Origin of the sequence: Nitrospira sp., from assembly GCA_035968315.1 — a bacterium.
Classification (GTDB): domain Bacteria; phylum Nitrospirota; class Nitrospiria; order Nitrospirales; family Nitrospiraceae; genus Nitrospira_D.
This window is the reverse complement of sequence record JAVYIN010000005.1, coordinates 632,869-647,497: the sequence shown is the minus strand read 5'-3', so window position 1 is coordinate 647,497 and position 14,629 is coordinate 632,869. Positions and strand designations below refer to the sequence as shown.

The window sequence follows — 14,629 nt, the reverse complement described above, 5'->3', positions numbered from 1 at the left end:
CGAGATTCTCCTGCGACAGTTGTTGTGTTCGGTGCTATTCTACGGGTCGGTCTACGTCGTCATCCTGTAGCCGCCACAGTGATTATGAGTCTGCTTGCCCTGTTTCCCAAAGCCTTCTTGAACCGCCGTCTGGCGGTGATGTTTCCGCTCGGGTTTCTCTCGGGCCTGCCGCTGGCGCTCACGGCCGGCACGCTGCAGGCCTGGCTGACGGTGGAGGGCGTGGATCTCAAGACGATCGGCATTTTCACGCTCGTCGGCCTGCCATACACGCTCAAGTTTCTCTGGGCGCCGGTGATCGACCGGCTCGTACCACCCTGGTTGGGGCGCCGCCGGGGGTGGATGCTGGTGGCGCAGCTCTGTGTGGCACTGGGTTTGGTCTTGATGGCCTCCACCAGTCCACGGCATCATCCGGAGCTGCTGGCGGCGTTCGCACTACTCGTGGCCTTTCTGTCTGCCTCTCTCGATATTGTGTTTGACGCCTACCGGACGGATGCGCTCGAGGCGCAGGAGCGCGGTTTTGGCGCGGCGGTCTGGGTGAACGGCTATCGGATCGCGTTGCTCGTGGCTGGCGCCGGGGCTCTCGTGGTGGCCGATGTGGTCGGATGGCCGATGACGTATTTACTATTGGCCGCGATGATGCTGGCTGGCACTGTCACCATCTTCATGAGCCCCGAGCCAGTGCGGATTGCCACGGCGCCTCATACGTTGGCGGAGGCGGTCGGGGCGCCCCTCAAAGAATTTTTCTCGCGGCCTCATGCACTCGGGTTTCTTGGCGTGATCGTGCTCTACAAGCTGGGGGACGCCTTTGCCTCGGCCCTGCAGACTGCATTTCTGATCGGCGAGCTGGGTTTCTCGTCCGGTGAGGTGGGCTTTGTGAAGGGGCTGGGCATTGTGGCGACGCTCTTGGGCGCCCTGGGGGGCGGGCTCTTGATGGCGCGGATTGGACTGGTGCGTTCGCTGCTGGCGTTCGGCCTCTTGCAGGCCATTTCGAATCTGGGATTTATGGTGCTGGCCTGGGCCGGAAAGAGTTCGGCGTTGCTGGTGACGGCGGTCTTAATTGAAAATATCACGGGGGGCATGGGGACGGCGGCATTCGTCGCGCTGGTGATGACGCTCTGCGACCCGCGCTATACGGCCACGCAGTTTGCGCTCCTTTCGTCGCTGGAGGCGCTCGGCCGGGTGTTTGCCGGGCGCCCCTCGGCGGATCTTGTCGGACTGGTGGGCTGGGCGCAGTTCTTCTTCTTGACCTTCGTCGTCGCGCTGCCCGGTTTGTGGGCGGTCTGGCGGGTGCGGGAGCGAGTGAGCCTTGTCCAATCGCGCCCGGTCACCGTGCCTGCGTAGCCAGCAGGCGTCCTGCTACGACAGGCGGCGCTGGAGGAACAGGACGAACAGCATCAGCGTTGGAAGCGGGGCAAAGAGAAAGGGGAGCAGCCAGAGCCACACATTCTTGCCCCGGACCCGCGCCTGGTCGATCATCCAGACGAAGACCCAGATGATGAGGCCGGCATAGTTGAGCGCCATCCATCTGGTGGTGTGGATTTTGAGGCCGCTGCTGTTGTCCGGCGACCCTTCTAACAGGAAGAGGAGGAGCAGTAATACAAATCCTCCCAATAACCCGGCGACGAGGCGTTTGCTCCAGACGAACATGGCATCCTCCGTGATGTGCAGTTGGGTGGTCTCACCGGCGCAATGGTCTTGTGGGGCGCTAGGCTAATGAGCCGGTGTGGGTTTGTCAAACCACGGAGAGGCCCGGCGAAAGGCCGAGGGCCGGTTCCTTCCAAAGGAGGATCGTCCAATGAGTCTTCAGCGTTTAGCGATCATCGTGGTTCTGCTTGCCGGGGCTGTGGGGCTGGCACTCTCGAATCCCTCGATGACCGACTATCTCCAGTTTGTGGAGCGTGAGTTGAACAAGGCGATGAGCCGGACGAACACGGCGGCCTCCACTCGGGAGCAGCAGTTTATTCGCCAGGTGTTTGAGAGCCAGAGCAAGAAGATTCTGCAGGATGTCGTGCTGCCCTATACTAGGCGGCAGAATTTCGGTCTGGCCAGCCGCTACGAGACGACTGTGATGGACACAAAAGTGGTCGTGCTGGGTGTCGCAGGCCAGTTTATTCCCCTGCAAGGAGTTGAAGAAGCGACGATTAAAATAGGCCGATTGGCCTTCTAGTGGGCGACTGCCTCGTTTTCCCCCCATCCACCCTGTGGATAACTTCGCTTAAATTTGCATAAATACGCTCCCAGAGTGGTTCTTTGGTTATCCCCAGGTTTTCCTCCGATTCCCCAGCTAACCCACAACATTTTGTGTTGACAAAAAATACCAATAGCTATATGTAGTCGTTCCTCGAAGATAATCGTCACTTTGTTACGTTCCTAATGACCCATTTGTGAGCTGATCCATGTTGTTACGTTTCTTGGCGCATCGAGCCTCTTTCAAAGGAGGGGGATTGTGAGAATTGAGCGGAGATTTACCCGTCGTGGTCAGGGTCCCTACGAGGGTCTCACGTTCGTGAAGCGGTCGTCGGAGATTCGAAATCCCGACGGCTCCACGGTCTTTAAGCTGGATAATATCGATGTGCCGGAGCAGTGGTCCCAGTTGGCCATTGATATCCTGGCCCAGAAATATTTCCGCAAGGCCGGGATTCCTCAGCTGGACCAGGCGGGACAGCCCCTCCTCGATGCGGCCGGCAAGCCGGTGCTCGGCGGGGAGCGCGATGCGCGCCAGGTGTTTGAGCGATTGGCCGGATGCTGGACCCATTGGGGGAAGGCGTACGGCTATTTCAAGACGGCGGAAGACAGCGAGGCGTTTCACGACGAAGTGGCCTGCATGCTGGCCCGGCAGATGGCCGCGCCGAATTCTCCGCAGTGGTTCAATACGGGGTTGCACTATGCCTACGGACTCTCCGGTCCGGCGCAAGGGCATTATTATGTCGATCCCAAGAGCTGCAAAGTGGTGAAGGCGACGAATGCGTTTGAGCATCCCCAGCCGCATGCCTGTTTTATCCAATCCGTCGAAGACGATCTCGTCAACGATAACGGCATCATGGATCTGTGGGTGCGTGAAGCCCGCCTGTTCAAGTACGGGTCCGGAACCGGGACCAATTTCTCCCGGTTGCGCGGCGATGGGGAGAAGCTGTCCGGGGGCGGACGCTCATCCGGCCTGATGTCGTTTTTGAAAATCGGCGACCGGGCGGCGGGGGCGATCAAGTCCGGCGGAACGACGCGGCGCGCCGCGAAGATGGTGTGCTTGGACTTGGACCATCCCGACATCGAAGAATTTATCGAGTGGAAAGTCGTCGAAGAGCAAAAAGTCGCGGCCATGGTGACGGGCTCCAAGATTTGCGCCCAGCGCCTGAACGCGGTGCTGAAGGCCTGCCATGTCGTCTCCGGCGACGGCCAGGCGAAGGTGGAGATCGATCCCAAGAAGAATCCCGTCTTGCGCGACGCGCTGGCGGCGGCACGCCGCGACATGGTGCCTGAGGCCTATGTGCAGCGCATGTACTCGTACGCGCAGCAGGGGTTCACGCATTTCGTCTTCCACGAGTACGACACGAACTGGGACGGCAAGGCGTATCAGACGGTCTCGGGGCAGAATTCCAACAACAGCGTGCGCATCCCGAACGAGTTCTTCCGCGCCCTGGAGAACGACGCGGATTGGCATCTGACGCGGCGCAACGACGGCAAGGTGTGCAAGACCGTGAAGGCGCGCGACCTGTGGGACCGGATCGCCTGGGCGGCCTGGATCTGCGCGGATCCGGGAACGCAGTACGATACGACCATCAATGAATGGCATACCTGCCCGGAAGACGGCCGGATCAATGCCTCGAATCCCTGTTCGGAATACATGTTCCTGGACGATACGGCCTGCAACCTGGCGTCGCTGAATCTGGTGCACTTCTATACGCCCGACGGCCAGTTTGCCATGGACGATTTCCGCCATGCCGTCCGGCTCTGGACGATCGTGCTGGAAATCAGTGTGCTGATGGCGTCGTTCCCCAGCCAATCGATCGCGGAGAAGAGCTATCAGTTCCGCACGCTGGGCTTAGGCTATGCCAACTTGGGCACGGTGCTGATGCGGCAGGGGATTCCGTACGATTCGCCGAAGGCCTTGGCGATTTGCAGTGCGATCACGGCGATCATGACGGGCGAGTCCTATGGCGCCTCGGCTGAAATGGCGGCGGAACTCAAGCCGTTCCCCGGCTATGCCAAGAATCGCGACCAGATGTTGCGGGTCATTCGCAACCACCGCCGCGCGGCGTACAACACCGCCGCCGAGGAGTATGAAGGGCTGACCATCGTGCCTATGGCCATTCAGCCGGAACATTGCCCGCCGGACCTCCTCATTGCCGCGCGCCGGGCCTGGGATCGCGCGCTGGAACTCGGCAGCGCTTATGGCTATCGGAACGCCCAGGTAACGGTGATCGCGCCGACCGGCACGATCGGCCTGGTGATGGATTGTGATACGACCGGTATCGAGCCGGATTTTGCGCTGGTGAAGTTCAAGAAGCTGGCTGGCGGAGGCTACTTCAAAATCATCAACCAGAGCATTCCGTCGGCCTTGACGACGCTGGGCTATTCCGAGCAGCAGATTCAGGATGTGGTGCGCTATTGCGTCGGTGCCCAGACCCTCAAAGGCGCGCCCTTTATCAACCACGAGGTGCTGCGGCAAAAAGGATTTGACGATGCCGCGCTCGAGCGAGTGGAGAGCGGGCTGGCGCAGGCCTTTGAAATTCAATTCGTCTTCAATAAATTTGCGCTGGGCGAAGCCTTCTGTTTTGAGAAGTTGCATTTGACGGAGGCCCAGCTGGCCGAGCCCAACTTCAATATGCTGAAGGCCTTGGGCTTTACCCAGGAAGACATCGCCGCCGCGAACGATTACTGTTGCGGAACCATGACGGTCGAGGGCGCGCCGCATTTGAAAGCGGAGCACTTGCCGGTGTTCGATTGCGCCAACCGGTGCGGCCGCATCGGGCAACGCTACATTGCCGTCGATGCCCATATCCGGATGATGGCGGCGGCCCAGCCGTTCATCAGCGGCGCGATCAGCAAGACTATCAACATGCCGGCCGAGGCAACGCTGGAAGACGTCAAGTCGGCCTATCTGTTGTCCTGGAAGAGCATGGTCAAGGCCGTGGCGCTGTACCGGGACGGGTCGAAGCTGAGCCAGCCGCTCAGTTCGTCCAGCGACGGAGAGAAAACCGCCGAAGTGTCGGCGGACACGGTGACGGCCGCGGCAGAAAAGATCACGGAGCGCGTGCTGGTCCGGTATCTGGCCAAACGGCGTCCCTTGCCGGGACGGCGGAACGGCTACACGCAAAAGGCGATTGTCGGAGGGCATAAGCTCTATCTGCGGACCGGCGACTATGAGGACGGGACTCTGGGCGAAATCTTCCTGGATATGCACAAGGAAGGGGCCGCGTTCCGGAGCTTGATGAACTGTTTTGCCATCGCCATTTCCTTGGGCTTGCAGCACGGCGTGCCCTTGGAAGAATTCGTGGAAGCGTTTGTCTTCACCCGATTCGAGCCCAATGGACCGGTCAAGTTGAACGATCGGATCAAGATGTCCACGTCGATTATCGACTACATCTTCCGTGAATTGGCCGTGACCTATTTGGATCGGTACGACTTGGCGCAGGTCAAGGACGAAGATCTGCGCATGGATTCGATGAAGAAGGACGAGCAGGATCCCGAGTGTGTGGATGAAGAGGCCGATCTCGAAGCCCTGGCAAAATCTTCGGTGAGCATCGAACATCTGCCGATTCGCCGGAACGGGTCGAATGGCCACGGCAATGGCAACGGGCATGGCCACGCGCACAGCATGGCCAGAAAAGTGGAGATTCTGCGCGAGACCTTGACCCTGACTGAAGTGCAGAGCGCCAAGGTGAAGGGCTACGAAGGCGATCCCTGCCCGGAGTGCAAGCAGTTTACGATGGTCAGAAACGGCACGTGCCTCAAATGTGTCAGTTGCGGTGCGACCAACGGGTGTTCATAATAGAAAGCGATTCGTCTGTGGGCTGAGGCCTAAATGACCGTGGCTCCCTTGGCTGGCAAGAGGGAGGCCGTAGATCACGATTGATGGACGTGTATATCAGAGGGAAGGCACCCCCTTTGGATATCGACAGACTATAAGCCCCTCAGAAGAGCGACGGGGCTATAGGAGGTTTATATGAGCACCATTCTTCGAGAAAGCCGCATTGAAACGCTGCACGATCAAGTCGTCAGTGAAGTGGCGCAACGGTGGGCGAAGGCCTTTCAATGCCGTGTGACGATCAAGACCGGTCTGGATCATCAACCCTGGACTGACTTGCCCCAAGAATCGGATATTCAGGGCTGGGATTTCAGCCCGCAAGGCAAACATGTTTTATGGTCCGCCGAAGTTGAAACGGACGAGTCGCTGTCCGATCCGGATACCTATCGGAAATGGCAGCGGGCTGCGATGCCCGGTGTTCCGCACTATCTGCTGATTCCACGCGGGACCCGTGCGCAGGCGGAGAAGATGGCCGTCTCGGCGGATCTTCGCTTCAGCAGCATCTACGAATATGGTTTTGTGAACGGAGTCGTTCAGGTCCAATAGGGGGTTGCCACCGTTTGCGGGGGCGCCTCCCGCGCGGTGTGGGAAGGTTCGGATCGGCTACGATCGTACTCGTTCGAGGAACCTGAGGAGCGAGGTCGCGATGAATAATTGGAAGTCCTTGCATATCTGCCGTCAGACGCGGCGGTGGTCCGTGAGGGGAGCCGCCATCAGAGTCCGGCGCTCATTCCATTCAGCGGGCAGTTATCAAAATATTGGAAGACTCGGCCCCTGTCCTTGCGGGACCCATCGCTGCAATTCCTGGTCTCCGTTGAAGAAGCCGCAGGGGGAAGAGCGGGAAGGTGGAATGGAGTAATACGTATGCCGACGACTACACAATTGGTCATTAGCGGTCAGAGCAAGCCCGGCGTCATCGCCAGGGTCGCGTCTGTCTTGGGCGAAGCCGGCGTCAATATCAAAGCCTTCTCGGCTCCCGAGGTGACCGGAACGGGAAAGCTTCGGTTGCTGGTCGCCGATGTCGATGGCGCCAAGGCGGCGCTTAAAGCGGCCAAGATCAGGTTTGGCGAAGAGACGGCTCTGATTCTCAGCCTTGAAAACAAACCGGGCGCCTTGATGGATGTGGCCGATCTGCTCATGAAAAACCGCATCAACATCAAGTGCGGCTACTGTACCCCCTCACGGGAGGGAAAACGCGCGATCGTGGTTTTGACGGTCTCCAATACGGCCAAAGCGCTGGCGGTCTTGCGCGATGAGTCACTCGACGAGTTTTGATCGATGAGGGCCTTCCAGCCCAGTGAGCGGCCTTTCGCTGTCCGGTGGCTGCTCCTTTGTGCGCTCTGTTCCCTCCTGTCCTCTTGCCGCACCCAAGCGCCTCCCGTCGAACGATTTCCAGGCTATCCTATCGGATTTGTGGAACGAGGGACTGCCTCCTGGTATGGGCCAGGATTCGACGGAAACAAGACGGCCAACGGCGAGCGCTACGACATGCATAAACTGACGGCCGCGCATCGGACGCTGCCCCTCGGGTCCGTGGCCGTCGTACGCTCCTTGACCTCGAATCGGCAAGTCACCGTTCGCATTAACGATCGCGGTCCATTTGCGAAGGGGAGGGTGCTGGACCTTTCCTTAGCCGGGGCGCAGGCGATTGGGATGATCGGAAACGGGACCGATCAGATCGAGCTGCGCGTGGTGAGCTATGTCGAACGGCCTGAAGGGATGGGGGTGTTGCGGATTCAAGTCGGATCCTTTGCTGATCTGCAGAATGCGCGGGGGCTGTTTGATCGCCTCAAATCCCAGTATCCGGGAGGGCGGATTACCCAGGTCGATTTGCCAGAGGGGCGGCGCTATCGGGTGCAGGTGGGACAGTTTTTAACCGAATCCCAAGCCCAGGCGGCCTCGAATTCTGTGGATGCTCATTATAATGTGCAGTCGTTTGTAGTGCGGGACGACGGGTGACGCTTCTGTCCCGTTGCATTGATCGACGAATGTGGAACCATTTGATTTTACTGCCTCTTTTTGCGAATAGCTTGCCCTGGTCATGGACCTGTGATACATCTTGTCCTCAATGAGATCGATTCCCGCTACATGGTCTATCGCCATTGATCGCATCTTTATGGGGATGATGGGGGCCATGAGGCCTAGTCAGACTCCTTATCTATCTGGACGAGCCATTGTGGCTCGCCGTTTCTAATCAAAGGCCGCCATGGATATCCTCATCCTCTTAGGATTGATCGGATTATCTGCTGTTATTTCAACGGCTGAGATCGGATTCTTTGCGGTCAACGAAACCCGTCTCCGGGCCATTGCCAAGAACGGCGATAAACGGGCAGAAATGGCTCTTGCGCTCAGGAGCGATCCCCAGAAGCTGTTGTCCACCATCCTGGTCGGCGACCGGCTCGTGGGAACGGCTATCCCTATGTTTGCAACCTTCATCACCTTGAATGCGTACGGGGGAAAGACCTCGTTTGACGAAGCCATTGCCGTGACGGTGGGGGTGCTGACCTTCGTTCTCCTGGTATCGGTGGACGTGATTCCCAAGACCTTGGCGGCCAAATTTGCCGTGCCGGTCACGCTGAACATGGCCTATCCTGTGTATGGCGTGCAGCTCATGCTGAAACCTCTGTTGTTTGTGATGGTCCCGCTGATCCATAAGCTGACCGGAGGCAAAGGTTTGACCCTTCCGCTGGTCACCGAGGAAGAACTCAAGATCATGCTGGATGAGGGCGGCCGGGTGGGCCAGATCGAATCCGAAGAAGTGAAGATGATCAAGAATGTGTTTCAGCTCAAGGATATTACGGCCGAAGACGCCATGACGCCGCGCATCTATGTCTTCTCATTGGACGGGAATTTACAGCTCAAAGAAGCGCAGGAGCTGCTCTATAACTCGAAGTACTCCCGCATTCCTGTCTATGACGGGACGCTCGACAACATTACCGGGATTCTGTACAAGACCAAGGCGCTCACGGAATTGGCCAAGGGACGGACGGACGTCAAACTGAAAGATATCGCGCATCCCGCCCTCTTCGTGCCGGCGGGCAAGACGGCCGATGACCTGATGAAACAGTTTCAGCAGGAAAAGCGGCATATGGGCATTGTCGTGAACGAGTTTGGCGGGGTCATGGGATTGGTGACGCTGGAGGATCTCCTGGAGGAAGTGGTCGGTGAAATCGTCGATGAAACCGACATTACCGAAGAGCTCATCAAGCGCATCGGCAAGAATCAGATCCTCGTTCACGGCAGGACCGAGGTGCGGAAGGTCAACGATTTCTTCAAGGTCGATCTGGGGGATGAAGCCTTGACCATCGGCGGGCTCATTCAAGGCGAGCTGGGCCGCATTCCTAAAGCCGGAGAAGAACTGCACATCGGCCATTGCCGCATGGTGGTGCACGAGGCAGACCCGCGGTCGATTCGCAGCGTGAACATCTATAAGGAAGAGAAAACCCCGGTGTCTGTCGAACCGCCCGCACTCAATCCTGTCAGCTAATCCTATCCAGCCTATCGGTTGATCAGGTCGGCAAATTCCCGCTCCGTGAGGACTGCAACGCCCAGCTTTCTGGCTTGATCGAGTTTCGATCCCGGATCGTGGCCGACGACCACATACGAGGTCTGTTTGCTCACGCTGGATGTGACGGTTCCGCCGCGCTCTTCAACCAGACGCTTGGCGTCATCGCGGCTGTAGCCATCGAGACCTCCCGTAAAGACGAACGTGTTTCCCGCCAGCGGGAGAGGGCCTGTGGAAGGGCTCACCGGCCGTTCTTCGATGACCAGGCCGAGCGACCGGAGCTGGTCGATGACGCGGCGATTCGAGTCTTCCCGAAAGTAGGAGACCAGGCTGGAGGAAATTTCCGGTCCGACTTCTTTGACGCTCTGCAAGCGCGCATCATCGGCATCCATAATTGCATCGAGGGTGCCGAATTCTTTCGCCAAGACTTTGGCGATATGCTGGCCGACCTGCCTGATCCCCAGTCCCATTAAGAAACGATCGAGCGGCACGGTTTTGCTCTGTTGAATGGCCTCCAGCAGCAGCGTGGTCGATTTCTCCGCAAATCCTTCGAGCGGCAGGAGTTGATCTCTGGTCAGGCGATAGAGATCGGCCAGATTGCCGACCAGCCCCTGGTCCACAAGCTGGGCCACGGTCTTTTTCCCCAGCCCCTCGATATTGAGCGCCTGTTTGGAGGCGAAATGTTCGATCGCGCCTTTCAATTGCGCGACGCATCCGGCTTGCCCGGTGCAATAGTAATAGGCTCCTTCTCGTCCCACGGCCGATCCGCACACCGGACAATGATCCGGCATTGCAAACGGAGTGGAACGGGATTCGCCGGGAACGGGGATGCGCTCGGCAATGGCCGGGATGACATCGCCGGCCCGTTCCACCTTGACCGTGTCGCCCACACGGATGTCTTTCCGCGCGACCTCATCGGCATTGTGCAGCGTCGCCCGGCTGATCGTGACGCCTCCGACCTCGACCGGCCGCAAGAGCGCCACCGGAGTGAGTGTGCCGGTGCGGCCGACCGAGACGACGATATCTTGCACCACGGTGATTTCTTTGCGTGGAGCGAATTTGAAGGCGATCGCCCAGCGGGGGCTGCGGGACTTGAAGCCCAGCTGTTCCTGCCAGCTCCGGCGATTCACTTTCACCACCAGACCGTCGATTTCATAGGGAAGGCCGTCGCGCAGCTGCTCTGTTTCACGATGGAAGGCGATGACCTCCTCGATGGTCTGGCAACGGCGTCGATGGCTGGGAATGGGAAGCCCCCAATCGGCTAAGGCCTCAAGTTCATCCCAGTGAGAGTCCGGCGGTTCATTGGACAGCGCCATGGCTTCATAACAGGTAATCACTAACGGGCGAGTCGCGGTGATGTGTGAGTCGAGCTGCCGCAGGGACCCGGCTGCCGCGTTGCGCGGATTGGCAAAGGCCTCTTCTCCCCGTTCCGTGATCGTCCGGTTGAGCGCGTGGAAATCGTCGAGCTTCATGTAGACTTCGCCGCGCACCGCCAGGTGGGCCGGGGGAGAGGAGTCCTGGCGCAGATGCAGGGGAAGGGAGCGGATCGTCCGGAGGTTGACCGTCACGTCCTCACCCATGGTTCCGTCGCCCCTTGTGGAGCCGCGGACCAACCGGCCTTGTTCGTAGACCAGCTCGACGGAAAGACCGTCGAACTTCGGTTCGACGGTATACTCCACCTGTTCCTTTTCCAGCTCCCGTTTCATCCGTTGATCGAAGGCCAGGACGTCGGCTAGATCGACGATGGAGTCGAGGCTGAGCATCGGCCGCTCATGCCGGACTTTGCCCAGTTCATCGAGCGGCGGCGCCCCGACCCGCTGGGTCGGGGAATCGCCAGTCACCAGGTCAGGATGGGCGGATTCCAATTCGCTGAGTTCACGGAACAAGCGGTCATATTCGCCGTCGGAAATTTCCGGACGGTCTTTGACGTAGTACAGATAGTCATGGCGGCGGATTTCCTGCCGCAGCCAGTCGATGCGTGTCTTGGCAGAAGAACTGGCGCCTCCGGATGGCGGCGGATCTGCTGGCAGATTATCGAATAAATCGTGCGGCATAGCTTCGGATCTCGTGGCCATTGAGGACGTGAAAGCGGCGGAGCCGGTCGAGCGTCTGGCTTGAAAATCTGGTGAGCGGCAAGGTGACGAGCCTGCGCCCATATTGACTGGCGATCCATCGCCAGCGCGCGCGCGGCGGAATCGGCGAGACGATGGCGATATGAGGCTCGCGTGTATGGGCCGCGCCGGCCGCGATGAGCCGTTCCTCCAGTGTCGTGGCGAAGGCCAGATGGGGATCGCTCCAGATGTCGGGGATCGGGCGTGGGGGAAAGAGAAACAGCGCGCCTCCGTATCGCGACTGGCCGATGCCGGGGCCGACCATGTCGTTCGCGAACGGCGTGGCGTAAAAACATAAGGTCGATTCTTCCTGATGCTCGGCAAACCAGGTGGCTTGCCAGGAGTAGGTCCGCGGATCAGCGGGCGTGTCGAAGAGGAAGATGACCACTTCTACATTACCGCGGGCCGGTGGAATCTCCCGCACATAGAGATCCATGCGCGGCAGTGCGGCGGCGCTGGTTCCGATGGCGCCGCCCGCCGGGCGCCGACCGCCCAGCCATCGGCGCAGACTCTCCCGGAGATCGAGTCCGTCTTTCATGGAGGTGGTAAATTTTTCGGTCTTGGCCAAGTCGGCGCCGATGAGGGCACGGGCTTGTTCCCGGACATGGGTATTGAAGCTCTCGATCTTTTGGTCTTCCGGCGGCCAGGAACATTGGCGCTGCGGATTCCAGAGATAGGACCATTCGCGGCTGGTTCTCCGGTCCGGCTTCGGCCGCAAGGACAGGGATTTCCAGACCAGTGGAGGGCCCTGCAGCCGATTCTTGGCCTGAGCCAATGTTCCGCCGGGCAACTCCATCTGACCGATGCCGACGGTGACCGATTCAATCCGTGACCAGTCTTGCTCCACCTGATAGCCGTAGTCCTTGGCCGTCTTCAGCAGCATGACGGCAAAATCGTCCCCGGCTGTTTGTTTGGCCGCTAGCACCAGTGAATAGAGCGACGGAGTGAGCCGCCGTTCCAGCAAGGTCACGTTCCGTACGTACTGGAGGAGCGCCTGGAGGATCTGCGGGGTGACCCAATCGGGAATCGACGCGCCGTCGGCACGATGCTGCTCGATCCAACGCGTCCGCGTTTCGATGAGCAATTCTTTCACGCCGTCGATCGCCAGATTCCAATCGGACCGGACTTCCGCCCGCCGGCGCTCGTAGAGCTCCGTCAGAAAGGGCAGTTCGCCGAGCACAAAGTAGAGGGAATCCCGGTTGACCGCGCAACGGGCAGGCCGTTCACGCAGCGGTTCCGGTGCCTGGTAGGGGGCGCGGGCCTGATAGGAGGCTCGCAGCCAGGGCCAATCGGCAATGTGGCAGAGGCAGAGAATCGAGGCATGGTCGAGTTCCAGCTCGTGCAGGCGAAACGCCATCCAGGCAATGCGGTGCGCCTGTTGCGAGCCGGGGAGAGGGGCCGTCAGAGAAGGGATGGTGGCCGCCGCCAGCGCGGGGAGCGACACGGATTTGAGGGCATAGGGGTCGGGGCCGATAAAGGGAGTCGGTTCAAACTGGAGGACCTCGCGATCGATATAGGCGCGAGGAATGCCTTGGCCCATCGCCACGCGAATGCCCATGATCACAGCCTGGCAGGGATCGACGGGAACGAAATTGACGGTTGAGCGCTCGTCGTGATCGGGCTCTGGCAGAATGACCAGGCTGATTTGCGGGAGGAGGGCCACGGCTTGTTCGACGGAATCCTCGAACGAGGGCGGGAGCGGCACCGCCAGGCAATCGTAGCGCTTGCCGATCAGCGTCTCGCGCACTTCCTGGGCGAGATCGCCGCTGCCATGCAGCACCGGCAGCAGGTCGATCCTGGGGGAGAGGCTGAGCACGCGCGCGTCATCCGGTGTGAAGCGAGCCATTCAACGTCCCGGGTGTAGAGGATCATCTTCTTCAAAAAAGAAGTCGCCCAGGCCTTTGGGAAGGGAATGCTCGCCCAGGGCGCGGGTTCTTCGCCGCGACTGTTCTTCCAGGTTGAGCGATTCCGGCCCCAGCACTTTCACGAGGGCTTCCTGCCAGAGCCGGTCCATGGCGGCCGGGTGGGCGGGATTCTGCGCCAGCCGCTTGATCGCATATTGAATCAGATGCAGCCCGTCCCGGATCGAGTATTCGAGATTGAGCTGGTGGGCTTCCTGGAGGAAGCTGACGGCGAGGGTCAAGACTTCGTTCGCGGCGAACGGCAGGTGGTAGCGCAGGATCGCCAGCTCGTCCTCCCGCGAGGGAAAGCCCAGGCCCAGGGTCGGTTGGAGCCGGGAGAGAATATAGTCGGGCACTTCATAGGTCGAGGCGTCTTCGTTCATCGTCACGCAGCAGCGGAAATGCTCGTGGGCCTGGATGAGAATGCCGGCGATGATCGACTCCACACAGCGGCGGTGATCCAGGAGCGGGGCGAGCGACGCCCAGCTTTTTTCATTCATCCGGTTGCCTTCGTCGAGGACGCAGATGCTGCCCGTCAGCACGGCCGTCACGAGCGGGGACGCATGGTAGGCAATCGTGCCGGATTCCGCGAGGACCGGCGTAATCAGCAGATCTTCCGGCCTCGTGTCGGCGGTGCATTGAAAGACATAGAGATCCTGTTTGCGCTCCTTGGCGCCGGACATGGCCAAGGTTGTCTTGCCGATCCCTGGTGGGCCGGTAATGCGGGGCGAGAGCGGCAGATCGCGGGGATCCACCATCAGCCAGCAGGCCAGCAGCTGCTGCAACGGCTCCCGGCTCCCGATCCATTCTTGCAGGGACGTCATCGGCTGAGCCAAGTGGAGGGTGATTCCCTGGACGACCATGGTTCTGGCCGGGGATGCAAAGGGGCGTTGATCCGTCATGGGCAAGCCTGTCTCTGTGAGAAAGCGAGTTCGGTGGGACGGTAACATAGCGATAGGGGAGGGTCAAACCCCCGAGGGGGCCAATTCGCTTTGACTTTCACGGCGTTGGACCGTATTCTAATGAACCCCGGCGGCTGGCAATGCGTCCATGCGCATTGTGCATTTTGGGTGAGCCGTCAATCCGG

General features: G+C 59.8%; 11 protein-coding genes. 7 read left to right on the top strand and 4 right to left on the bottom strand.

Annotated elements, in window-relative coordinates; genetic code table 11:
- Window positions 1–84 precede the first annotated feature (84 nt).
- Entirely contained in the window at window positions 85–1,341 is a 1,257-nt protein-coding gene (locus RI101_06625; protein ID MEC4889721.1) for an MFS transporter, read from the top strand.
- Between the two features lie 15 nt (window positions 1,342–1,356).
- Here the strand turns inward: RI101_06625 and RI101_06620 are convergent, their stop codons facing one another.
- A complete protein-coding gene (locus tag RI101_06620; GenBank protein MEC4889720.1) occupies window positions 1,357–1,647 on the bottom strand; it encodes a hypothetical protein in 291 nt (96 codons plus the stop codon).
- A 148-nt stretch (window positions 1,648–1,795) separates the two neighbouring features.
- Between RI101_06620 and RI101_06615 the strand changes: the two genes are divergently transcribed.
- The 6 genes from RI101_06615 (at window position 1,796) to RI101_06590 (ending at window position 9,512) form a co-directional block, all read left to right on the top strand.
- Complete coding sequence (locus RI101_06615; protein ID MEC4889719.1) at window positions 1,796–2,167, top strand: DUF4359 domain-containing protein; 372 nt, start codon at window positions 1,796–1,798, stop codon at window positions 2,165–2,167.
- A 279-nt stretch (window positions 2,168–2,446) separates the two neighbouring features.
- Entirely contained in the window at window positions 2,447–5,989 is a 3,543-nt protein-coding gene (locus tag RI101_06610; protein MEC4889718.1) for a vitamin B12-dependent ribonucleotide reductase, read from the top strand.
- A gap of 174 nt (window positions 5,990–6,163) precedes the next feature.
- Complete coding sequence (locus tag RI101_06605) at window positions 6,164–6,571, top strand: hypothetical protein (protein ID MEC4889717.1); 408 nt, start codon at window positions 6,164–6,166, stop codon at window positions 6,569–6,571.
- 318 nt (window positions 6,572–6,889) lie between these two features.
- Window positions 6,890–7,300, top strand: coding sequence for an ACT domain-containing protein (locus RI101_06600; protein MEC4889716.1), 411 nt, complete (start codon window positions 6,890–6,892; stop codon window positions 7,298–7,300).
- A gap of 138 nt (window positions 7,301–7,438) precedes the next feature.
- Window positions 7,439–7,984 (top strand): septal ring lytic transglycosylase RlpA family protein, encoded by a 546-nt coding sequence (locus tag RI101_06595; GenBank protein MEC4889715.1) that lies wholly within the window; start codon window positions 7,439–7,441, stop codon window positions 7,982–7,984.
- A 247-nt stretch (window positions 7,985–8,231) separates the two neighbouring features.
- The gene (locus RI101_06590; protein ID MEC4889714.1) at window positions 8,232–9,512 is read left to right on the top strand and encodes a hemolysin family protein; all 1,281 of its coding nucleotides are present in this window, start codon (window positions 8,232–8,234) and stop codon (window positions 9,510–9,512) included.
- Window positions 9,513–9,523: 11 nt separating this feature from the next.
- Here RI101_06590 and ligA read toward each other — a convergent pair whose 3' ends face one another.
- Genes ligA through RI101_06575 form a run of 3 tightly spaced genes read right to left on the bottom strand, consistent with a single transcriptional unit; the run spans window position 9,524 to window position 14,444 of the window.
- Complete coding sequence (ligA, locus tag RI101_06585; GenBank protein MEC4889713.1) at window positions 9,524–11,584, bottom strand: NAD-dependent DNA ligase LigA; 2,061 nt, start codon at window positions 11,582–11,584, stop codon at window positions 9,524–9,526.
- A complete protein-coding gene (locus RI101_06580) occupies window positions 11,562–13,487 on the bottom strand; it encodes a hypothetical protein (GenBank protein ID MEC4889712.1) in 1,926 nt (641 codons plus the stop codon). Before RI101_06580 ends, ligA begins: the two co-directional genes overlap by 23 nt.
- Entirely contained in the window at window positions 13,488–14,444 is a 957-nt protein-coding gene (locus RI101_06575; GenBank protein MEC4889711.1) for an AAA family ATPase, read from the bottom strand.
- Between the last annotated feature and the right edge of the window lie 185 nt (window positions 14,445–14,629).

What these genes read in the sequence shown, in the direction of transcription:
- RI101_06625 (MEC4889721.1), top strand. Translation starts at nt 85, where the DNA reads ATGAGTCTGCTTGCCCTGTTTCCCAAAGCCTTCTTGAACCGCCGTCTG.
- RI101_06620 (MEC4889720.1), bottom strand. Translation starts at nt 1,647, where the DNA reads ATGTTCGTCTGGAGCAAACGCCTCGTCGCCGGGTTATTGGGAGGATTT.
- RI101_06615 (MEC4889719.1), top strand. Translation starts at nt 1,796, where the DNA reads ATGAGTCTTCAGCGTTTAGCGATCATCGTGGTTCTGCTTGCCGGGGCT.
- RI101_06605 (MEC4889717.1), top strand. Translation starts at nt 6,164, where the DNA reads ATGAGCACCATTCTTCGAGAAAGCCGCATTGAAACGCTGCACGATCAA.
- RI101_06600 (MEC4889716.1), top strand. Translation starts at nt 6,890, where the DNA reads ATGCCGACGACTACACAATTGGTCATTAGCGGTCAGAGCAAGCCCGGC.
- RI101_06590 (MEC4889714.1), top strand. Translation starts at nt 8,232, where the DNA reads ATGGATATCCTCATCCTCTTAGGATTGATCGGATTATCTGCTGTTATT.
- ligA (MEC4889713.1), bottom strand. Translation starts at nt 11,584, where the DNA reads ATGCCGCACGATTTATTCGATAATCTGCCAGCAGATCCGCCGCCATCC.
- RI101_06580 (MEC4889712.1), bottom strand. Translation starts at nt 13,487, where the DNA reads ATGGCTCGCTTCACACCGGATGACGCGCGCGTGCTCAGCCTCTCCCCC.
- RI101_06575 (MEC4889711.1), bottom strand. Translation starts at nt 14,444, where the DNA reads ATGACGGATCAACGCCCCTTTGCATCCCCGGCCAGAACCATGGTCGTC.